Here is a 21,376-nt window from a genome sequence, read left to right as displayed (position 1 = left end):
GGACAGAAGTTGACCTAAATCGATCCTAGCGTGGTGGTCATGGAGAAGAACACGAGCAGGACAGGCAGCAGTGGCCCGGTCATCCGCACCTCCGGACTGACCCGCCACTACACGCGCAACAAGCAGACGATCGAGGCCGTGCGCGGCCTCGATCTGGAGGTGGCGGCCGGCGAGCTGGTCGCCTTCCTCGGCCCCAACGGCGCCGGCAAGTCGACGACCCTGCGGATGCTGACGACGCTCATCGCCCCCACCTCCGGCACCGCCGAGGTCGCCGGCCACGACGTCGTCCGCGAGCGCGCCGCGGTCCGCCGCTCGATCGGGTACGTCGGCCAGGGCAACGCCGCCGGCCACCAGTTCCGCGGCCGCGACGAGGTGATGAGCCAGGCCCGGGCGCACGGCCTCTCGCGGCAGGACGCCCGCGTGCGGACCGAGGAGCTACTGGAGGCGTTCGACCTGACCGAGCACGCCGACCGCCCGGTCGCCCGGCTCTCCGGCGGCCAGCGCCGCCGGCTCGACGTCGCCATCGGCCTCGTCCAGGAGCCGCCGATCCTGTTCCTCGACGAGCCCTCCACGGGCCTCGACCCGCAGAACCGGGTCAACCTCCAGGAGCAGGTGCGCCGCCTGAACGCCGAGCTCGGGACCACGATCGTGCTGACCACGCACTACCTCGAGGAGGCCGACGCGCTCGCCGGCCGCGTCATCGTCATCGACCACGGACAGGTCATCGCCGACGACTCGGCCGCCGCGCTCAAGTCGGCGCTCGGCGACCTGGTCGCGATGGACTTCGCCTCCGCCGACGCCGCCCGGGCCGCCGCGGAGCGGGCCGACCGCGTCGCCGGCGCACAGGTGGTGGTGACCGGCAGCCACGTCGAGCTGCGGGCCGCCTTCGGGCGCGACGCCGCCCCCGGCCTGGTCGCCGACCTGGCGGCCGCCGGTACGCCGGTCACCCGCCTCGAGGTCGTCGGGCCGACCCTCGACGACGTCTTCCTCAACCTCACCGGGCGCAGCCTGCGCGAGAACCAGTCCACCCCCAGCGAAGGAGCAGCGGCATGACCATCGAGATGACCACCGACCTGGGCGGCGCCGCCCCCACCGTGCCCGCCCGCCGTCGTACCCCTGTCGCGGCGCGGCCCGTCGGCCTCGCCGCCGACATCTGGAACGTCCTGCTCCGTGAGCTCCAGCCGGTGCTGCGCCAGCCGGCGTCCGTCCTGTTCGCCATGGTGCAGCCGCTGGTGTTCCTCGGCCTGTTCGCGCCGCTGCTGCCGGAGAGCCCGGACGGCTCCGCGCTGCAGTGGTTCGTGCCGGGCATCGTCGCGATGACGGCGCTGATGAGCGCGTCCTTCACGGGCGCGAACCTGTCGGAGGAGATCATCAGCGGCTCGTTCGAGCGGCTGCTCGTCTCGCCGGTGCGCCGCTCCTCGCTGATGATCGGCAAGGCGCTGCGGGAGATGGTGCCGCTCGTCCTTCAGACCGCGATCATCGTCGCGGTCGTGACGCCCTTCGCCTTCGACCTGCACCTGGGCGGCGTGCTTCTCGGCATCGTCGTGCTGGTGCCCTTCAGCGTCGGCCTCGGCGCGCTGAGCCTCGCGCTCGCGATCGCCGCGAAGGAGCAGGCGTGGATCTTCTGGACCGTCCAGCAGACCGTGATCTTCCCGCTCCTGCTGCTCGCCGGCGTGCTGCTCCCGCTCGACGGCGCCCCCGGCTGGCTGCAGACCGCGTCCGACCTCAACCCGCTGAAGTACCTCGTGGACGCCGAGCGCGCGCTGTTCGCCGGCTCGTTCCCGGTGGACACGATCGTCTCCGGCTTCGCCGCGTCGTTCGTGGTGGGTGCGCTCGGGCTGTGGGCAGGCGTGCGGACGATGGATCGCGCCAGCTGAGCGCCGGCTCCCCAGGTCGTCCCGCGGGTCTCAGATCCGCGGGACGACCTCGCCGAGCAGTGCCCCCATCCGGGTGGCCGCGGCGCGACCGGCCTCGAGCACCTCGGCGTGGTCGAGCGGCTCGCCGCTCAGGCCGGCGGCGAGGTTGGTGACCAGGCTGATGCCGAGGATCTCCATCCCGGCCTCCCGGGCCGCGATCGCCTCGAGCGTCGTGCTCATGCCGACCAGGTGCCCGCCGAGGATGCCGGCCATCCGCACCTCGGCCGGGGTCTCGTAGTGAGGGCCGGTGAACTGGACGTAGACGCCCTCGTCGAGGCTCGGCTCGACCTCGCGGCACAGCTCGCGCAGCCGCGGGGAGTACAGGTCGGTGAGGTCGACGAAGTTGGCGCCGACGATGGGGGACTGGCCGGTGAGGTTGATGTGGTCGCTGATCAGCACCGGGGTGCCGGGCGTCCAGGTCTCCTTGAGGCCGCCGCAGCCGTTGGTGAGCACGATCGCGCGGCAGCCCGCGGCGGCCGCCGTACGGACGCCGTGGACGACGGCCGGGACGCCCTTGCCCTCGTAGTAGTGCGTGCGGCTCAGGAAGGCGAGCAGGTGCCGGTCGCCGTCCTCGCCGGGCAGCCGGATCGAGCGGACCTTGCCGGAGTGGCCGACGACGGCCGACGCACCGAAGCCGGGGAGGTCCGTCACGGAGATCTCGGTCGTGTTCTCGCCCGTCGGGTCCAGCGCCTCGGCGGCCGGCAGCCAGCCGGAGCCGAGGACCAGCGCGACGTCGTGGCGGGCGACCCCCGTCAGCTCGGCGAGGCGGGCGGCGGCCTCTTCGGCCAGGGCGTACGGCGAGGGCGTGTCGTTCACGCGGCGAGACTACTCGTCAACGGCCCGTCACCACGTGTCGACGAGGGCCTCCGGCACGAACCCGTGCCGCACCCGCTGGGGGTGGTCGCCGACCTCGCGGTAGGCGAGCTCCTCGCCGGTCTCGGTGTCGATCACGGCGACGGCGTCGCTGCCGGACAGCGAGACCCAGCAGGTGTCGTGGAGGCCCTCGGTGGTCCAGTACGGCTTCAGGTAGGTGTGACCGGTGGTCGCCTCGTCGAAGATCCGGTAGCGGCCCGACTCCCGGTCGACCAGGGCCGCGTAGTCGTCCATCGTCCCGGCGACGCACAGCGTGTCGCCGTCGGCGTTGATCGACAGGCCGTGGTGGGCCGAGTCGTTCACGTACTGCTCGCGCGGCATCTTGGGCACGCGGTTGGGCAGCGGCACCAGCCGGGTGACGGCACCGACCGCCGGCTCGGGGACGCCGCCGAGCTTGTAGTCGGTCCTGCCGTTGAGGTCGGGCGCCTGGGTGTCGAACTCGACGAACCCGTGGAAGAAGGAGACCTGGAAGTAGACGTAGCGCTCGTCGGGCGAGACCGCCATCGGTCGTACGGCGCTGCTCATGTCCGGGTAGCCGGCCTCGGCCAGCTCGCGCCCGATGCCCCAGCGGCGCTGGACCGAGAAGTCCGAGCTGCGCACCACCTGGAACCAGCGGTCGCCCTTGAGGCCGTCGAGCAGCGGCAGGTCACCCGGCGTGTAGACCAGCCCGATCGAGGCGTGGAAGATCTGCTCGCCGTCGCGGGTGTAGTTGCTCTCGTGGGGCGTCTCGCCCGAGGCGAAGGTGCGCATCCGGTCGCCCATCGTGACCACGGTCCCGTCGGGGAGGACCTCGTCGACCATCGAGAACTCGATGACCTGGCGCTCGGTCGAGTCCGACACCAGCAGCCGCCGGCCGTCGGGGGAGACGGCCATGTGGTCGCTGCGGTGCCCGTCCATCGGCTGCTCGCGCACGATCGAGTCCGGGTCGCCGGCCGTCGCCTTCGCGATGTCGATCCACACGACGTCGGCGAAGCTCGGCCGCGACACGGCGAGGTAGCGGCCGTCGCGGGTGGTGAACATGTCGTCGACGAACTGGTCGTGGCCCTCGCCGGGGCCGTAGCGGATCAGCAGGAAGTAGGCCTGCGCGACCAGGTCCTTGCGGATGTCGGCGAGCTCCTGCGCCTTGTCCGGGATCAGGTCCACGCCCCGCTTCAGCACGGTGAAGTCGTCGGCGTCGACGATGCTGGCCGTGCCGGCCCAGTTGTTGCCGACCCACATCACGTCACGCAGCCGCGTGGGCGGCTCCTGCGCGGGGGCCGCGCCGGGCACGAGGGCGAGCGAGGCGACGCACAGGGCGGTGGCGGTCGTGGCCAGGGTGAGACGACGCAGCATTACCTGACAACGATTCAGGTTCGCCGGGGGTACGGCCTCCCCGTCAGAGGCCGGTGGAGCGGCAGTCGCGCCGGCGCAGCGCCTCGACGTAGTCGGCCGGGGCATCGGCCGACTCGGCGGCGTCCGCGATCACCCCGAGGTACGACGCCGAGGGCAGCCCGCCCTCGTAGGCGTCGAGCACGTAGGTCCACGCCACGATCTCGCCGACCATGGTCGAGACCCGGACCTTCGTCTTGCGGTAGAGGCCGGAGTCGGCCGACTCCCACTGGTCGAGGTTCGGCTCGTCGAGCGGGCTGACGTCGTACACGGCGACGTACACGGCGGTGGTCGGGTCCTGGACGATCGTCGCGAGCGCGCCGTCCCAGCCGTGCTCCTCGCCGCCGAAGGTCAGCCGCCACCCGGTCAGCCACCCCGTCGTCTGCAACGGGGAGTGCGGGCACCGCTCGCCCATCCGGAGGGGATCGAGGTTGGTCCCGTAGGCGGCGTACGTCGTCACCCGGTCAGGTTAGTGCGTGGAGCACGCCGTCCCGGGCAGCCGGATCAGCGCGGCACGTAGAGCAGTCCGCTGTTCGGGGTGCCGGCCGAGCAGAGGAGCAGCAGGCACTGCCTCTCCGCGCCCGTGACCTTGCCCTTGCTCGTCGCACCGACGATGGCGGAGTGCACCGTCGCCGGCGACGCGCTCGGGTGCGCGTCGAGGTAGAGGGCGGCCGCGCCGACGACGTGCGGCGTGGCCATCGAGGTGCCGCTGATCGTCCGGGTCGTGCTGCCCTTCCAGTCCGAGGTGATCTCGACGCCGGGGGCGAAGAGGTCGACGCAGGTGCCCCAATTGGAGAAGGTCGCCCGCGCGTCGGTGCGGTCGGAGGCCGCGACGGTCAGCACGCCGGGCACCCGGGCGGGTGAGGTCTTGCACGCGTCGACGTTGTCGTTGCCGGCCGCCACGACGACGCTCACCCCGTCGGCGATCACGTTGCGCACGGCGGTGTCCATCGCCGCCGACACCGGCCCGCTGAGGCTCATGTTCACGACCGCCGGCTGGCCCGCGCGGTGGTGGCGCACCACCCAGTCGAGGCCCGCGACGACCTGCGAGGTCTCGCCGCTGCCCGCGCAGTCGAGCACCCGTACGCCGATCAGGCGCACCCGCTTCGCGACGCCGTACCGCGATCCGCCGGCCGTCCCCGCGACGTGGGTGCCGTGGCCGTTGCAGTCCTGGGCGGTCCGGTCGCGGTCGACGGTGTCGGTGCCGGACACGGCCCGGCCGCCGAAGTCGGGATGACCGGTCTGGAGCCCGGTGTCGACCACGTAGACGTTCACCCGGGAGCCGGTGCGGGCGTAGGTGTAGGCGCGGTTCAGGGGCAGCGAGCGCTGGTCGATCCGGTCCAGGCCCCAGCTCGGCGTCGGGGTCTGGGTGGCGGTGGTGCGGTAGGTCTTCTCGAGCTCCACCGAGCGGACCCGGGCGTCACCGCGCAGGAGCGTCAGGAGCGAGTCGGTCAGCGTGGCGGCGAAGCCGTCGACGGCGCTGGAGAACAGGGCCGTGACCTGCCCACCGCGGCTGGTCACCAGCGAACGGGCGGCCGCGGCCGGGTCGGTGCCGGGCTGCAGCGTGACGACCACGTCGAGCAGCCCCGCCGGCGCCGCCGTCGCGGGCGCCCGGGCCGGTGCGGGAGCCGGTGCGGCCACCGCCTGAACGCCGAGCGCGAGCACGCTCGCGAGAACCACACTGCCGATGCGCATCATCGTCGGACCAACTCCTGTCCGGGCGCGCCCCCACGACGTCCCCCGCAGGAACAACGCGCCTCCCGGCCCGACGTGACGGTCGGGCCGGGAGACGCGTGTCGTGATCCGGTACCTCGACGACCCTCAGCTGCCGGTGTACAGCAGGTGGTTGGCCGGCGTGGCGGGGGAGCAGACGACCAGCAGCACGCACGTGCGCGCGGTCCCGGTGACCTTGTTCTTCGTGCTCGCCCCGACGATGGCGGTGCCGACGGCCGCCGGCGTCGCGGACGGGTGGGACTCCAGGTAGAGCGCGGCGGCGCCGGCCACGTGCGGGGTCGCCATCGACGTACCGCTGATCGTGTTGGTGCCATTGGCCAGCCACGCGGAGGTGATGTCGACGCCGGGCGCGAACAGGTCGACGCAGGTGCCGCGGTTGGAGAAGCTGGCGCGGGCGTCGTTGCGGTCGCTGGCGGCGACGGTGAGCGCGTTCGGGACCCGGGCGGGCGACTTCGTGCACGCGTCGGTGTTCTCGTTGCCCGCGGCGACCGCCATGGTCACCCCGTCGGCGATGACCCGGTCGACGGCGGCGTCCAGCGCGGTCGAGGCGCCACCGCCGAGGCTCATGTTGGCCGCGGCCGGCTGGCCGGCCTGGTGGTGGGCGACGACCCAGTCGAGGCCGGCGACGACGCCCGAGGTGGCGCCCGAGCCGTTGCAGTCGAGGACGCGCACGCCGATCAGGTGCGCGCTCTTGGCGAGGCCGTACGACGAGCCGCCGATCGTGCCCGACACGTGGGTCCCGTGACCGTTGCAGTCGGTGGCGTTGCCGTCGTTGTCGACCGTGTCGGTGCCGGAGACCGCGCGACCGCCGAAGTCGGGGTGGGTGGTCAGGATGCCGGTGTCGACGACGTACACGTCGACGCCCTGCCCGGTGGCCGTCGACGAGTAGGAGCTGTCGAGCGGGAGGTTGCGCTGGTCGACGCGGTCCAGACCCCAGCTCGGCGTGGGGGTCTGGGTGTCGCTGATCCGCACCGGCAGGTCGAGCTCGACCGAGCGGACCCGCGGGTCGCCCTTCAGCTGCGTGAGCAGGGCGTCCGGCACGGTCGCCGAGAAGCCCCTGAGGGCGTGCGAGTAGACGTGGGTGACCTTGCCGCCCCTCCGGGTGGCGAGGGCGCGGGCCGCGGCGGGGGCGTCGGCCCCCGGCTCGAGCGTGACGATCACCTTGACCGGCCCGCTCGCCTCCGTGGCCGCGGGGGCGGCCTGGGTGGCTGACGGGACGGCCGCGAGGCCCGCGCACGCGAGCGCGCAGGCAGCAAGGAATCCGGGAATCCGAGACATGGGGGAGCACTCCTCGATCGTGGTCGGCGACCCCTTCAGCCGCCGTACCGGTGAGTAGCCCGCACTCTGCCCCAGCGTGATGTGAGACACAAGCACACCCCCTACTAGGCTTGGGTCGTGACCCACTTCGATGTCCTCGTCCTCGGTGCCGGCCCCGGTGGGTATGTCGCCGCGATCCGCGCCGCCCAGCTCGGCAAGTCCGTTGCCGTGATCGAGAAGAAGTACTGGGGCGGTGTGTGCCTCAACGTGGGCTGCATCCCGTCCAAGGCACTGCTCAAGAACGCCGAGCTGGCGCACACGCTGACGCACGAGAAGGCCAAGTACGGCATCGAGGGCGACGCGACGATGGCCTACGGCCCGACGCACGCCCGCTCCCGCCAGGTGAGCGCCGGCATCGTCAAGGGCGTCCACTACCTGATGAAGAAGAACAAGATCACCGAGGTCGACGGCTGGGGCACCCTGACCGGTCCGAAGACGATCTCGGTGGCGCTCAACGACGGCTCGACCGCCGAGTACACCTGCGACGACCTGATCCTCGCCACCGGCGCGACCGTCCGGTCGGTCCCGGGCGTGGAGCCCAACGGCAAGAACATCGTCACCTACGAGGAGCAGATCCTCGACGAGAACCTCCCGTCGTCGATCGTCATCGGCGGCTCGGGTGCGATCGGTGTCGAGTTCGCCTACGTGCTGAAGAACTTCGGCGTCGACGTGACCATCGTCGAGTTCCTCGACCGGATGGTCCCGACCGAGGACGCCGACGTGTCCAAGGAGCTCGCCAAGCACTACAAGAAGCTCGGCGTGAAGGTGCTGACCTCGACCGCCGTCAAGGGCGTCGAGGACACCGGCTCCGGCGTCAAGGTCCGCATCGCTCCGGCCGCCGGTGGCGACGAGCAGGTCCTGGAGGCCGACAAGTTCCTCGCGGCCTTCGGCTTCGCCCCGCGCGTCGAGGGCTACGGCCTCGAGGCCGCCGGTGTCGCGCTGACCGACCGCGGCGCGATCGCGATCGACGAGTACTGCCGCACCAACGTCGACGGCGTCTACGCCATCGGCGACGTCACCGGGAAGTTCATGCTCGCCCACGTCGCCGAGGCGATGGGCATCGTCGCCGCCGAGACCCTCGCGGGTGCGGAGACCATGCCGGTCGAGTACGACTTCGTCCCGCGGGCGACGTACTGCCAGCCCCAGATCGGCTCGTTCGGCTACAGCGAGCAGCAGGCCAAGGACAAGGGGTACGACGTCAAGACGGCCTCGTTCCCGTTCTCGGCCAACGGCAAGGCCCAAGGCCTCGGCGAGGGCGTCGGCTTCGTGAAGATCGTCGCGGACGCCGAGCACAACGAGATCCTCGGTGCCCACATGATCGGCCCCGACGTGACCGAGCTCCTGCCGGCGCTGACCCTGGCGCAGAAGTGGGACCTGACCGCCGACGAGGTGGGCCGCAACGTGTTCGCCCACCCGACGCTGTCCGAGGCCGTCAAGGAGGCGATCCACGGGATCGCCGGCCACATGATCAACCTGTAGGGCCGGCCCGGCTCGACACCTTCCGCCGGCCGGACGGGATTGGCCCCGGGACTCCCGGGGTAGGTCCCGTCCGGTCGGGGAGACGACGCCACCCCGACGTTCTCGGACGGGAGGCGACCATGCAGGTCACACCACAGGACCTCTGCAAGCTGGCCGACATCTGCCTTGCGGAGTCGAAGGGCATCAACAAGGGCTGGAGCAGCGGCGCGGTCGCCCTGCAGGTCGACGCCGGTGCGGCCGGCAACTCCGCGGGCGGTCCCGCCCTCGTCGCCAGCCACGTCGCGTGCGTCGACGCCGGTGACCTCGCGGTCGGACGACTCGCGGCCGTCCTCGAGGGCGACATGGACGACCTCTACACGACCGCGTTCGACCTGACCGCACAGGACGAGGAGGCCGCCCGGCTCAGCCGGGCCACGCGCGACGAGGTCACCACGAACCCGTTCCTGCAGGGCCTGCTGGGGCTGGTGTAGGCGATGGCACTGGGGATCTGGCGACTGGGTGAGGACGCCCCCGACCTGGACGCGGCCGCCGCCGGCTGGGAGGACCTGGACGGCCTGCTCGCCGGTTCCGGCGACCGGGTGAACGAGGGCGCGCGCTCCGTGTACGCCGCCGGCTGGGAGGGAGCGACCGCCGACTCCTACGCCGGCCACCGCCAGCGCATCGTGGCGTCCCTCGACACCGCGAGCGAGATCGCGCGGAACGCCGCGCGGGTCCTGCGCGACGGTGCGGGCAGCGTGCGCGCGGCGGAGTCGCAGCTGGACGCGTCGTGGGCGAAGGTCGCGGGCATCCGCCACTTCGGCCTCCTGGGCTGGGTGACCTTCTACCCGGCCGACGATGCCGAGGAGAAGCGGGTCAAGGACGCCGAGGCGGAGGCGACCCAGATCCGTTCGGCACTCGACGGCGAGCTCGGCCGGTGCGATGCCGCGCTCAAGGAGCTCACCGGCCAGTGGGAGGCGATCGCGGCCACCTGGCAGCGCGTCGCCTCGGGCCAGGAGGACGGCTTCGACGTGCCCGCCGGCGCCGACGGCGTCGGCGTCCTCAACGTCGGCGGCCAGACGATCGTCAACACGGGCAGCGGCGACGACCGGGTCACCGTGTGGACCAACCCGGCCACCGGGGTGACCTTCGTGATCGTCAACGGCGTGCCTTACCGCGTGCCGGTCGGGCAGACGGTCGTCGTCCGCGCCGGCGACGGCAACGACACGATCACCGTCTCCTCGAGCGCGGACGTCGACGTCACCGTCGTCGGTGGCGAGGGCAACGACACGGTCCGGAGCACGAGCGACGGCGACACCACGGTCCTCGGCGGCGACGGCCAGGACAGCGTCGACGCCGGCGGCGGCGACAGCTACGTCTCCGGTGGCGCCGACCGCGACTACCTCGACGGCGAGGGTGGCGACGACCAGCTCTACGGCGGGCACGGCGACGACACCGTCTACGGGACCGACGGCGACGACACGGTCGCGGGCGGCGAGGGGAAGGACTACCTCGAGGGCGCGCGGGGCGACGACCTGGTCCTCGGCGGAGCCGGTGACGACGTGGTCTCCGGCGGCCGTGACGACGACACCCTCGTCGGCGGGGCCGGCGACGACGTCGCCTACGCCGGCCGGGGCGACGACACGACGTACGGCGGCAGCGGCAGCGACACGGCCTACGGCGAGGACGGCGACACCCACGCCGGCGACGTCGAGACACGGACCCGTGTGCGGATCGAGCTGGACGACCTGTCGGACTTCATCCGGATCGAGGGCTCGCCGGAGTTCGTCGCGCGCACCCAGGCCGACCTGGACCTGCTCGCCGCGTCGCCGACCGGCCAGGAGATGCTCGCCCGGCTCAAGGCGGAGCACGACGACTCCGGCTTCCTGGGCATCGGTCGCGACACCGTCACCATTCGCGAGCTCGGCGAGGACAACAACTACGCCCACGAGGACGGCACCATCGAGTACAACCCGCACCGGCAGGGCTCGGGGGAGGGGCGGCCCCCGATCGCCGGGCTGTACCACGAGATGGCGCACATCTACGACTTCTTCAGCGAGAACTTCGACGGCACGCCGTACGACGGTGACGCGACGGTGGACCACGGCGTCGCGCAGGGCGAGCGCACCGCCGTGGGGCTGCCGGTCGACCACGACCACGACCCGTCGACCCCCGAGCGCGTCGACCCGGACCACCCCGCGGTCCTGACCGAGAACGGGCTGCGTGACGAGCTCGGCTGGGACCGCCGTGAGTCCTACAGCTGACCGGCCGCGGCGGGCGCGCCGGAGGGTGGCGCTCGCGGCGCTCCTCCCGGTCGTCCTCGGTGCCCTCGCCGCCTGTGGTGGCGACCGCACCGACCGTGACGACCGGGACGACCGCGACCCGACGGGGCCGGGCGCCGGACCGGCGGCCCCGACGACGCCGACGCCGACCGCGACGCTCGACAGCACCCGGCTCGCCGTCGAGGCGTCGGTCGAGGTCGACGCCGACGCGGTGGTGGTGACGTGGTCGGTGACCAACCGCTCGGGCGCGCCCGTCCTGGTCACGAACCGGGTGCCCGACGACTCCGGCCGGCTCTCCGACGGTCCCGACCAGACCTACGTGCTGCCGGGGGACGAGCCGGGCCGGGTCGAGCTCGCCAAGCGCGTGCTGCCGGTGGCCGCCGACGCGGTCGGCGACGCGTTCCCGTGGATCGGGGTGACCGAGCTCGGCGACGGTCGCGAGCTGGGCGAGACCGTGCGGATGCCGCTGCCCCTGCGGGCCTACGCGCCCCCGGCGCCGGGCGGCGACGACGTCCGGCTGCCCGAACCGGCCACGTCGGTCGTGTTCTGCGTCGGGGTGCTCTCGGGGCGCGAGCCCGCCTGGGGGTTCAAGGACGACGGCGGCATCGCCCGGGTCAACCACGGCCGGGCCGCCGAGGGCCAGACGACCCGGTGCTCCGAGCCGGTCGCCCTGCCCTGACCGGCGCCCCGGCGGCGTCCCGGCGTCCGGCACCGGCTGCAAGAATGACGGCCATGACCCGAGTGGTGATCGTCGGCGGCGGACCCGGTGGCTACGAGTCGGCGCTGGTCGCCGCGCAGCTCGGGGCGGAGGTCGTGGTCGTCGACTCCGACGGCATCGGCGGCTCGGCCGTGCTGACCGACTGCGTGCCGAGCAAGACGCTGATCGCCACCGCCGAGGTGATGACCGACCTGCTCGAGGCGGGCCAGCTCGGCATCGAGGTGGACTCGCCGCGCGTCGACCTGGCGAAGGTCAACGCGCGGGTGAAGCTGCTCGCGCTCGCCCAGTCGGCCGACATCGAGAGCCGGCTCGCCCGCGAGGGGGTGACCGTCGTCCACGGTCGGGGCCGGCTCGACGGCCCCGCCCGGGTGGTCGCGACCCACGACGACGGCACCGAGTCGTCGTACGACGCCGACGCGATCCTCGTCGCGACCGGCGCCGCGCCGCGGACCCTCCCCAGCGCCCAGCCCGACGGCGAGCGGATCCTCACCTGGGAGCAGGTCTACGACCTCGACGTGGTGCCCGAGCACATGATCGTCGTCGGCTCGGGTGTCACCGGAGCCGAGTTCGCCAGCGCCTACCAGGCGCTCGGCATCCCGGTCACCCTCGTCTCCTCGCGGGAGCGGATCCTGCCGGGCGAGGACCAGGACGCCGCCCAGGTGCTCGAGGACGTCGCCACCCGCCGCGGCATGACCGTGCTCGGCCAGTCGCGCATGCAGTCGGTGGCCCGCGACGGCGACGTGGTCACGGTGACGCTCGCCGACGGCCGCGAGGTCACCGGTTCGCACTGCATCCTGGCCCTCGGCTCGGTGCCCAACACGACCGGACTCGGGCTCGAGGAGGCCGGGGTCCGGCTCGACGACGGCGGCTTCATCGAGGTCGATCGGGTCTCGCGCACCTCGGCCCGCGGTGTCTACGCCGCCGGCGACTGCACCGGCGTGTTCATGCTGGCCTCCGTCGCCGCCATGCAGGGGCGGATCGCGATGTGGCACTTCCTCGGCGACGCCGTGGCGCCGCTCGACCTGCGCGACGTCTCGTCCAACGTCTTCACCTCGCCGGAGATCGCGACGGTCGGCGTGACGCAGCAGCAGGTCGACGCGGGCAAGACCGCCGCCGAGGTCGTCCTGCAGCCGCTCGCCACCAACGCGCGCGCCAAGATGCAGGGCATCACCGACGGCTTCGTGAAGCTCTTCATCAGCCCGGGCTCCGGGGTGCTGCTCGGCGGCGTCGTCGTCGGCCCGCGGGCCTCCGAGCTGATCCACCCGGTGACGCTCGCGGTCAAGGAGCGGCTGACGGCCGACGAGTTCGCCAACACCTTCACCGTCTACCCGTCGATCAGCGGCTCGATCGCGGAGGCGGCCCGCCGACTCCACCAGGCGTGATGCCTGAGAGAATGGCGGCCATGCGCGTTCACCTCGGCTGCGACCACGCCGGCCTGGAGCTGAAGTCCCACCTCACCAGCTGGCTGACCGACAACGGCTACGAGCCGGTCGACCACGGTCCCTTCGTCTACGACGCGCTCGACGACTACCCCGTCTTCTGCCTGCGCGCCGCCGAGGGCGTGCGCGCCGACCGCGAGGCCGGGCTCGACAGCCTGGGCGTCGTGATCGGCGGCTCGGGCAACGGCGAGCAGATCGCCGCCAACAAGGTCAAGGGCATCCGCGCCGCGCTCGCGTGGTCGGAGGAGACCGCCAGCCTGGCCCGCGAGCACAACGACGCGTGGGTCGTCGCCGTCGGTGGCCGCATGCACACCATCGACGAGATGACCCGGCTGGTCGAGGTCTTCCTCAGCACGCCGTTCCCCGGCGACGAGCGCCACGTGCGCCGGATCGGCCAGATGGCGTCCTACGAGACGACGGGTGAGCTCCCGCCGCTGCCCGAGTCCGCTCTCGGGCACGGCCAGGCCTGATGCCCGAGGGGCACACCCTCCATCGCCTGGCCGGCGAGATCACGACCGTCTTCGGCCGCCGCCTCGTCCGTGTCGGCAGCCCGCAGGGACGCTTCGACGCCGGCGCCCGCCAGGTCGACGGCAGCCGCCTGCTCGATGCCGAGGCGTGGGGCAAGCAGCTGTTCGTCCGGTTCGAGGGCGAGCGCTTCGTGCACGTCCACCTCGGCCTCTACGGCACCTTCGACGTGTACGACGACGTGCCGGCCGTCCCCGAGCCCGTCGGCCAGGTGCGGCTGCGCCTGGTCCGCCCGGCCGGTGCGGGGGAGCAGGCGGCGTACGCGGACCTGCGCGGCCCGACCCGGTGCGAGCTGGTCACCGCCGCGGAGCGCGACGCCGTCACCGCGCGGATCGGGCCGGACCCGTTGCGGGAGGACGCGGAGCCGGACCGGGCGTGGGAGCGGATCGGTCGCAGCAGCGCCCCGATCGGGTCGCTGCTGATGGACCAGGCCGTCCTCGCGGGCGTCGGGAACGTCTACCGCGCCGAGGTGCTCTTCCGGCACCGGATCCACCCGATGCGGCCCGGCCGGACGCTTCGCGTCTCGCAATGGCGCGCGATCTGGGACGATCTGGTCGTGCTGATGCGGGAGGGAGTGCGCACCGGGCGGATCGACACCGTCCGGCCTGCCCACCTGCCCGAGGCCATGGGGCGCCCGCCGCGCGTGGACGACCACGGTGGCGAGGTCTACGTCTACCGGCGCGCGGGGCAGCCGTGCCACGTCTGCGGGCGCGCCGTCCGCACCGAGGTCCTGGGCGGGCGCAACCTCTTCTGGTGCGCCCGCTGCCAGCCCACCTTCCGCTCCCGGGCGGCGCGATGATCCGCGTCCTCCGGCGGTGGGTGCTGAGCGACCTCGGGATCGCGTCCGTGCTGGCCCTCTTCGCCGCCCTCGTGGTCGTCGGCATCTGGCTCGAGCCCGTCGACGTCCCGATCAACCTGATCTTCCTGCCGCTGGTGCTCGGGATCCTGTTCCTGAGCAGCCGGATGCTGCCGTGGTTCGCGGGCTACATCCTCCTCACGCTGGTGACCGCGGGTGTCCTGCAGGAGGAGTACACGATCCGGATCGCGACCGCGCTCGGCGTGATGGCGACGATCTCGGTGCTGGTCATCGTGATGTCCCTGCGTCGCGGGCAGATCGGCGTCGGGCCGCTGCGGGGCCAGTCGATGCTGGTCGACCTGCGCGACCGGATCCTCGCCCAGGGCGAGATCCCGACCCTGCCGCGCGAGTGGCTCGTGGAGTCGGCGCTGTCCTCCGCCGGCGGCTCGCCCTTCGCCGGCGACTTCGTGGTGGCGACGACCCGTTGGCGCGAGAGCCTGGAGCTGGTCGTGGTCGACGTCTCCGGCAAGGGCGAGGCGGCCGGGACCCGGGCGCTGCAGCTGTCCGGCGCGATGGGTGGCCTCGTCGGCGCGCTGCCTCCGGCGGGCTTCCTCCCCGCGGCCAACGACTACCTCCTCCAGCGCGCCTGGGAGGAGGGCTTCGCCACGGCCGTCCACGTCTCCGTCGACCTCGCCACGGGCGTCTTCGAGCTGCGCAGCGCCGGGCACCCGCCCGCGGTCCAGCGGCACGCGGGCTCGGGCCGGTGGGAGATGCTGCAGGCGGAGGGGCCGGTGCTCGGCATCGTCGAGGACGTCGAGTACGCCTGCATCCGGGGCCAGCTCGACCAGGGCGACAGCCTGCTGCTCTACACCGACGGGATGGTCGAGGAGCCGCGGCGCGACATCGAGCTCGGCATCGACCACATGCTGGGGGCGGCGGAGTCGCTACTGCGCAAGTCGTGGGACGGGCTCGCCGACCGGCTGGTCGGTGCCGTCGGATCGCCGGACGACGACCGCGCGCTGCTGCTCGTCCACCGACGCCCCTGAGTTGGGGCCCGGTAGGTGCCGTGTGGCACGATTGCCCGGGTCTTTCGGCGCGCCAGCGGGCGAGCCGTGAGCATCCGGGGATGTAGCTCAATGGTAGAGCCTCAGTCTTCCAAACTGATTACGCGGGTTCGATTCCCGTCATCCCCTCGAAGTTGCGGTCGGCTGCCCGTCAGCGGTCCGCTCGACGGGGCGTAGCGTAGTGGCTAGCGCGCCTGCTTTGGGAGCAGGAGACCGCAGGTTCGAGTCCTGTCGCCCCGACAGATCACCCCGATCGCACCAGCGGGCCCCGGCCCGCGCCCCATTCATCAGACAGTAGGAGAACACCTGTGAAGAGCGCCGTCGAGACCTTGAGCCCGACCCGGGCCAAGCTGACCGTCGAGGTGCCCTTCGAGGAGCTCAAGCCGAGCCTCGACGCGGCGTACCAGAAGATCGCGAAGCAGATCAACGTCCCCGGCTTCCGCCGTGGCAAGGTCCCGCCGCAGGTCATCGACCGCCAGGTCGGCCGCGGCGTCGTCCTCGACGAGGCCGTCAACGAGGTCCTCCCGAAGGCCTACGTCGAGGCGCTGCAGGAGAACAACCTGACCCCGCTGGCGCAGCCCGACATCGAGGTCACGAAGTTCGAGGACAACGACGGCCTGGAGTTCACCGCCGAGGTCGACGTCAAGCCCGAGATCGACCTCCCGTCGTACGAGGGCCTCGAGGCGTCGGTCGACGACCTGGCGGTCACCGACGAGGACGTCGCCGAGCAGGTCGACGCCCTGCGCGAGCGCTTCGGCACCCTGAGCGACGTCGAGCGCGCCGTGCAGGACGGTGACTTCGTGGTCATCGACCTCGTCGCCACCAACGACGGCGAGGTCGTCGACGGCGCCGAGATCGCCGGCTTCTCCTACAAGGTCGGCAACGGCGGCATGATCGACGGCCTCGACGACGCGCTGGTCGGCATGGCGGTCGACGAGGAGAAGACCTTCACCACGCAGCTGGTCAGCGGCGAGCTCGTCGGCCAGGACGTCGAGGTCAAGGTCAAGGTCACCCAGGTCCAGGAGCAGGAGCTCCCCGAGCTGGACGACGACTTCGCCCAGGAGGCCTCGGAGTTCGACACTCTGGAGGAGCTCCGCGAGGACGTGCGCGAGCGGCTCACCCGCGGCAAGCGCCTCGAGCAGGCCGCTGCCGCCCGCGACGCCGTCCTCGAGGCGCTGCTGGAGAAGGTCGAGGTCCCGCTGCCCGAGACGATGGTGACCGAGGAGCTCAACGCCCGTCGCGCCAACCTGGAGCAGCAGCTGCAGTTCTCCGGCCTGACCCTCGAGAAGTACCTCGAGGAGGAGAACCAGACCCAGGAGGAGTTCGAGGCCGACCTCGAGCGCCGGGTCCGGGACGCCGTGGCCGCGCAGTTCCTCCTCGACGAGATCGCGGACAAGGAGGAGCTCGGTGTCGACCAGGGCGAGCTGACCCAGCACATGATCCGCCGCGCCCAGCAGTCCGGCCAGGACCCGCAGGAGTTCGTCAACCACATGTTCGAGCACAACCACGTGCCCGAGCTGGTCCAGGAGATCCGCCGCGGCAAGGCGCTGCAGCTGCTCGTCGAGGGTGCCGAGGTCAAGGACGCTGCCGGCAACGTCCTCGAGCTGAAGAACCTCAAGGCCGACGGCAGCATCGGCGACCCGGAGGCCGAGGCCGCCGAGGCGTCGGAGGAGGCCCCGGAGGCCGCCGCCGAGGAGACCACCGAGGCCTGAGCCTCGTCGCTTCGCTACCCCGTTGAGTGTACGACTGTGCACTCAACGGGGTAGTCTCCGTTTTCATGAGGCAGCAACCGACCCTCGTCGACGCCGCAGCGCTGGCCACGGCGGTCCTCGACGACCTGGTCGTCGCGACCGCGCGTGACACCCACGAGGCCATCTCCCGCCGCGTGCACGGCACGGTCGGCCTCGGCCTCGGGCCGGCCGGACGTCCCGCCGAGGTGCTCCACCGCGGCATCGCCGCCACCGTGTACGGCGCCCTGGGCGTCTCGCTGCGCGGGGCGAGCGCCGGGCTGTCCCGCCTCGCCGAGACCGGCCTCGGGCCGCGCCTGGAGGACGGCCCGCGCGGCCGCTTCGTCAGCGCAGCCGTCAACGGCCTGATCGGGGAGGAGCTGCGCCGCGAACGCCCGCAGCTGGCGATCGAGATGGCCGTGCGCCGCGACGGGCGCGACGTGGTCCTGACGCCGGGCCAGGTCGCCGCCGACTTCCGGGACGCGACCGGCCAGCTCGTGGTCTTCCTCCACGGCCTCTGCGAGACCGAGGACTACTGGCGCCGGCACCGCGACCGCCTCGGCTCGACGTACGGCGAGACGCTGGCCCGCCGCGGCTGGACGCCTGTCTACCTCCGCGCCAACACCGGCCTGCCCCTGCGCGAGAACGGCGTCGTGCTCGCGTCCCTCCTGCAGCGCCTGGTCGACGCGTGGCCGACCGAGGTCACCCGGATCGCGCTCGTCGGCCACTCGCTGGGCGGGCTGATCATCCGGGCGTCCTCGGCGGTGGTCGCCGACGGTGACGCCCCCGCGCCGTGGACGCGGCTGGTGTCCGACGTCGTCACGCTCGGCACCCCGCACCTCGGCTCGTGGTTCGCCGTCGGCGCCGACCGGGCCAGCCGTCGTCTGGCCCGGTTCCCCGAGAGCGCCGCCTTCGGTCGGATCATCGACCGCCAGGCGCCCGGCATCCACGACCTCATCGAGGGCCTGGCCCAGGACGTGCCGCCGCTGCCGCACGCCCGCTACCGGCTGGTCTCCGCGACCCTCACCAGGTCCCCCCGCCACCCGGTGGCCAGCGCCATCGGCGACCTGCTCGTCACCCCCCGCTCGGCCACCGGCCGCGACCGCCGGGGCACCGAGCTGTTCCCCGGCGCCGAGGTGCTCCACCTCGCCCGCACGGACCACTTCGGCCTGCTCAACCACCCCGAGGTCCACACCGCGCTCACGCGGTGGCTCGCCGAGCCCGTCCCGGCGGCTGCAGCAGGCTGAAACTGAGTCCGACTACTCATCCGCCGCCGCGGGCGTCGTACGACGCTGGAGGCATGACGACGCTCACGCCCGACAGCCCCGCCCGCCCCGACGCGCCCACCCGCCGCGCGGCAGTCGTGACCGCCGTCGTCGCCCTGGTCCTCGCCGTCCTCGAGCTCGGCTTCGCCGCCTGGGCGTGGATCGCCACCGATGAGGCGGCGCGCACGTCGGACGACCCGCTCGTCGGCATCGGCTACCTCATCGCGCTGGTGATCGCGGTGCCCGGCGCAGCCGGCGCGTTGCTGGCCGGCCTCGGCTGGCTGCTCGCCCGGCGCACCGCGGGCCTGGTGCTCGCGATCATCGCCGTGGTCGTCGCCGGGGCGCCGGTCGTGCTGTGGCTGTCCTTCCTCACGCCCTCGTTCTGACGGCTCAGTTGTTGCGCTCGTCCGGCGCGCCGCGGTCGGTGTTGGCGTCCGGGTCGCCGCTGCGCCGCAGCCGCTTCGCCCAGCAGTCGCCCTCGCCCCAGCCCTCGCTGCGGCACCAGCGCAGCACCGGCGCCGTCGTCGACTCCGACTGCCCGGCGAGCGTCACCCAGTAGTCGCGGCTCGACGGCCCGAAGCTGCCGGGCCAGTCGGTGCTGAACACCAGGAGCGCGTCGGGGTAGCGCGCCCGGTGCCGCAGGTGCAGCGCGAGGATGTCGTCGTACGAGTCGTAGACGATCCCGTCGTCGGCGGTCCCGGGCTTCTTCGACGACAGCTGCGCCGTCCAGCTCGTGCCGAGGGCCTCGACCGCCGACTCGTCCTCGGCGGCGATCCGCTGCAGGGCCTCCAGCGCGGTCTCGTCGCGCTCCTCGTCGGTGGCCTCGTCGGGCGCGCCGTCGGCCGTCGCCGGCTCGTCGGGGTCGGTGCCGTACGACGGGTCGCTCGGCACCGAGCCCGGCTGGTCGTCCGGCCCCGGCTCGCACGGTACGACGACCACGTCGCCGGACCCGCCGTCCTCCTCGATCGCCTGCCGGATCTGCGGCTCGGGGACCTGGGTGTTCTCGAACGGGTAGACGAGGGAGAGCTCGACCCCGTCGTCGGGGACCCAGTAGGGAGCGTCGCTGAAGTCGAACCAGCCGGCGGCGTAGGCGTAGCCGTCGACGAGGAACGGCACGCTGAGCTGGCTGTGGTTGAGCCACTGCCCGCCGGGGCACGTCGCGTGGACCTCGTAGGTGATGGTGACACCGCCGAACGCCGTCTCGGACGCCACGGGGACGAACTCCGGCGGCCGCCCGCAGGCGGTGACGTACGCCGTGTCGTCGTCGGCGTCGCCGGACCCGCCGGGCTCGCTGCCCGAGCCGGGTGCCGACGCCGGGAAGTCGGTCGCCCCGAGCAGCCGGTCACTGCCGATCGCGACGACGGCGTGGTCGGTGAGCTCGGGCCGCCACCAGGTGCCGCCCATGCCGCCGTCGTCGGCGTCCTCGTCGTACAGGCCGAGCGGCTGGGTCCACGCCTGCGTGCCGTCGTGGCGGTCGCGGACGGTCAGCAGGTCGGCCTCCGTGTCGACGCCGAGCACCGCGTCCCGGGTCCAGGTGCTGCCGACCGAGCCGTCCGTGGACCACTCGGTGTGGCCGTCGTCGGCGGCGAGGACCGATGTCGTCGGGGTGCAGTAGCTGTCGCACGAGGTGGTGTGGACGACCTGGTCGCCGTCGGTGGCCCACTGGTAGTAGCCGTCGGGGAGGTCGTCGCGGTCCCAGGCCGGGGCTCCGCTCGCGATGTCGTAGAGGGCGGTGCCGACGCCGATCCGGCCGTCGACGACATAGCCCCACTCACTCTCGCTGTAGCGGGGCCACGGCGAACCGGGGGCGGTGAGGGCGACCTCGCCGTCGCGGCTGACGGTGACGGCCTCGTGCTCCCAGTCCTCGTCGACGAGCCAGTCGCCGTCCGCGGTCCCGCCGTCGTCACCGCTGGCGCTGACCCCTCGCAGCGTGCCGGTCCGCCGGTCGACCCGGGTCACGTAGCCGGGACCCTCGATGTCGTTGAGCGTGATGGTGACGGTGGTGCCGCCGACGTCGAGGGCGCCCGTGGTCTCGCCGGACTCGAACTCCCAGTCGCCGGAGCCGGGAATCGGTGTCGACCAGACCTCGGCGAGCGTGACCGGGTCCAGGGCCAGTGCCGTGTAGCCCTGGTCGCCGTCGCCGGCCAGCACGAACAGCCGGTCGCCCTCCTCGACCGGGTGGACGCTGTACTGCGGTGACTGGTCGGTCGTGCCGGTGACCTTGCCGGCCGCGGGGTCGACGGCGCTGAGGCCCTTCCACTCGGCGTCGCGGCAGTAGAGGTGGCGCGCGGTCCCGAGGCACTCGCCGAGCCCCTCGTCGAGGCGCCAGTCGACCTCGCCCGAGCGGGCGTCGACCCCGGCCAGGGTGGAGTCCCCCTCGCCAGAGGCGCGGACGACGACCACGTCGCCGAACGCGAGCAGGTTGGGGGTCTCGTCCTGGCCGTCGTCGAAGGTCTGCAGCGGGAAGAACCGGCCGCCCGGGACGACGTCGTCCGCGTCGAGGGTCCACACCTCGCCGGGCTCGCCGAGCACCGACACCCCTTGGCCGATCGAGGCCGGGAGCACGTCGAGGGCGTCACCGCGCCCGGCCGACGTGTCCTCGTCGCCGCGGTTGAGCAGCCAGACCGTCACGCCACCCGACACCAGGGCGAGGACCACGATCCCGACGCCGACGAGCAGTGCCGCGCCGCGGCGCCGGCGGCCGACGGGAGACGGAGGAGGTGGGGGAGGCGGGAGAGCCGGGGGAGCCAGGGGAGCCGGGGGAGGCGGGGGAGGCGGTGACTGCACCGTGGGCGCGGCCGGCGTCGGGGCCGGGCTGCCGCACGTCGTACAGAACCTCCTGCCGGCGGGAAGGGCGGAGCCGCACTGGGTGCAGAAGCCGGCAGGCATCGGGTTCC

General features: G+C 72.8%; 19 protein-coding genes and 2 tRNA genes. 15 read left to right on the top strand and 6 right to left on the bottom strand.

All coding sequences use genetic code 11. From position 1 onward, the window contains the following. The first annotated feature begins 39 nt into the window (after positions 1 to 39). A complete protein-coding gene (locus BJ993_RS03855) occupies positions 40 to 1,053 on the top strand; it encodes an ABC transporter ATP-binding protein (protein ID WP_179647799.1) in 1,014 nt (337 codons plus the stop codon). Further along, positions 1,050 to 1,877, top strand: a complete 828-nt coding sequence (locus BJ993_RS03850) for an ABC transporter permease (RefSeq protein ID WP_257026798.1) — start codon at positions 1,050 to 1,052, stop codon at positions 1,875 to 1,877. The genes BJ993_RS03855 and BJ993_RS03850 overlap by 4 nt, the downstream gene beginning before the upstream one ends. A gap of 30 nt (positions 1,878 to 1,907) precedes the next feature. Here BJ993_RS03850 and BJ993_RS03845 read toward each other — a convergent pair whose 3' ends face one another. The 5 genes from BJ993_RS03845 to BJ993_RS03825 all read right to left on the bottom strand — a co-directional run bounded on the left by BJ993_RS03845 (position 1,908) and on the right by BJ993_RS03825 (position 7,169). Next, positions 1,908 to 2,732 (bottom strand): purine-nucleoside phosphorylase, encoded by an 825-nt coding sequence (locus BJ993_RS03845; RefSeq protein WP_179647798.1) that lies wholly within the window; start codon positions 2,730 to 2,732, stop codon positions 1,908 to 1,910. A gap of 27 nt (positions 2,733 to 2,759) precedes the next feature. After that, a complete protein-coding gene (locus BJ993_RS03840) occupies positions 2,760 to 4,121 on the bottom strand; it encodes a YncE family protein (protein ID WP_179647797.1) in 1,362 nt (453 codons plus the stop codon). Between the two features lie 43 nt (positions 4,122 to 4,164). Beyond that, positions 4,165 to 4,617 carry a gamma-glutamylcyclotransferase family protein gene (locus BJ993_RS03835; protein ID WP_036541723.1) on the bottom strand — a complete coding sequence of 151 codons (453 nt, stop codon included), beginning with the start codon at positions 4,615 to 4,617 and terminating at the stop codon, positions 4,165 to 4,167. Between the two features lie 44 nt (positions 4,618 to 4,661). After that, positions 4,662 to 5,852: a S8 family peptidase gene (locus BJ993_RS03830; RefSeq protein WP_218864594.1), complete on the bottom strand. Its 1,191-nt coding sequence runs from the start codon at positions 5,850 to 5,852 to the stop codon at positions 4,662 to 4,664. 126 nt (positions 5,853 to 5,978) lie between these two features. Then, a complete protein-coding gene (locus BJ993_RS03825) occupies positions 5,979 to 7,169 on the bottom strand; it encodes a S8 family peptidase (RefSeq protein ID WP_179647796.1) in 1,191 nt (396 codons plus the stop codon). Between the two features lie 117 nt (positions 7,170 to 7,286). On the opposite strand from BJ993_RS03825, the gene lpdA reads away from it, so the two are divergent. The 13 genes from lpdA to BJ993_RS03760 all read left to right on the top strand — a co-directional run bounded on the left by lpdA (position 7,287) and on the right by BJ993_RS03760 (position 18,865). Then, positions 7,287 to 8,687 (top strand): dihydrolipoyl dehydrogenase, encoded by a 1,401-nt coding sequence (gene lpdA, locus BJ993_RS03820; protein WP_036541721.1) that lies wholly within the window; start codon positions 7,287 to 7,289, stop codon positions 8,685 to 8,687. A 119-nt stretch (positions 8,688 to 8,806) separates the two neighbouring features. Continuing rightward, positions 8,807 to 9,157, top strand: a complete 351-nt coding sequence (locus tag BJ993_RS03815) for a hypothetical protein (RefSeq protein WP_051931593.1) — start codon at positions 8,807 to 8,809, stop codon at positions 9,155 to 9,157. A gap of 3 nt (positions 9,158 to 9,160) precedes the next feature. Beyond that, positions 9,161 to 10,927: a M91 family zinc metallopeptidase gene (locus tag BJ993_RS03810; protein ID WP_179647795.1), complete on the top strand. Its 1,767-nt coding sequence runs from the start codon at positions 9,161 to 9,163 to the stop codon at positions 10,925 to 10,927. Continuing rightward, positions 10,911 to 11,624: a hypothetical protein gene (locus BJ993_RS03805; protein WP_179647794.1), complete on the top strand. Its 714-nt coding sequence runs from the start codon at positions 10,911 to 10,913 to the stop codon at positions 11,622 to 11,624. The genes BJ993_RS03810 and BJ993_RS03805 overlap by 17 nt, the downstream gene beginning before the upstream one ends. 53 nt (positions 11,625 to 11,677) lie before the next feature. Beyond that, positions 11,678 to 13,045 (top strand): NAD(P)H-quinone dehydrogenase, encoded by a 1,368-nt coding sequence (locus BJ993_RS03800; protein WP_179647793.1) that lies wholly within the window; start codon positions 11,678 to 11,680, stop codon positions 13,043 to 13,045. A gap of 20 nt (positions 13,046 to 13,065) precedes the next feature. After that, complete coding sequence (locus tag BJ993_RS03795) at positions 13,066 to 13,572, top strand: ribose-5-phosphate isomerase (protein WP_179647792.1); 507 nt, start codon at positions 13,066 to 13,068, stop codon at positions 13,570 to 13,572. Further along, positions 13,572 to 14,426 carry an Fpg/Nei family DNA glycosylase gene (locus tag BJ993_RS03790; RefSeq protein WP_179647791.1) on the top strand — a complete coding sequence of 285 codons (855 nt, stop codon included), beginning with the start codon at positions 13,572 to 13,574 and terminating at the stop codon, positions 14,424 to 14,426. The genes BJ993_RS03795 and BJ993_RS03790 overlap by 1 nt, the downstream gene beginning before the upstream one ends. Further along, entirely contained in the window at positions 14,381 to 15,469 is a 1,089-nt protein-coding gene (locus BJ993_RS03785) for a PP2C family protein-serine/threonine phosphatase (protein WP_051931591.1), read from the top strand. Before BJ993_RS03790 ends, BJ993_RS03785 begins: the two co-directional genes overlap by 46 nt. Positions 15,470 to 15,545: 76 nt before the next feature. Further along, positions 15,546 to 15,616: transfer RNA gene (locus tag BJ993_RS03780), tRNA-Gly, on the top strand. A gap of 38 nt (positions 15,617 to 15,654) precedes the next feature. Then, positions 15,655 to 15,727, top strand: a tRNA-Pro gene (locus tag BJ993_RS03775). A gap of 68 nt (positions 15,728 to 15,795) precedes the next feature. Continuing rightward, positions 15,796 to 17,199 (top strand): trigger factor, encoded by a 1,404-nt coding sequence (tig, locus tag BJ993_RS03770; RefSeq protein WP_179647790.1) that lies wholly within the window; start codon positions 15,796 to 15,798, stop codon positions 17,197 to 17,199. 65 nt (positions 17,200 to 17,264) lie between these two features. After that, positions 17,265 to 18,461 (top strand): alpha/beta hydrolase, encoded by a 1,197-nt coding sequence (locus tag BJ993_RS03765; protein WP_036541707.1) that lies wholly within the window; start codon positions 17,265 to 17,267, stop codon positions 18,459 to 18,461. Positions 18,462 to 18,514: 53 nt separating this feature from the next. Beyond that, positions 18,515 to 18,865 (top strand): hypothetical protein, encoded by a 351-nt coding sequence (locus BJ993_RS03760; protein WP_036541705.1) that lies wholly within the window; start codon positions 18,515 to 18,517, stop codon positions 18,863 to 18,865. Positions 18,866 to 18,869: 4 nt separating this feature from the next. Here BJ993_RS03760 and BJ993_RS03755 read toward each other — a convergent pair whose 3' ends face one another. Continuing rightward, complete coding sequence (locus tag BJ993_RS03755; protein WP_179647789.1) at positions 18,870 to 21,368, bottom strand: hypothetical protein; 2,499 nt, start codon at positions 21,366 to 21,368, stop codon at positions 18,870 to 18,872. Positions 21,369 to 21,376: the final 8 nt, after the last annotated feature.

The organism is Nocardioides aromaticivorans, from assembly GCF_013408525.1.
Lineage (GTDB): Bacteria > Actinomycetota > Actinomycetes > Propionibacteriales > Nocardioidaceae > Nocardioides > Nocardioides aromaticivorans.
This window is presented reverse-complemented; position numbering and strand designations above follow the sequence as displayed.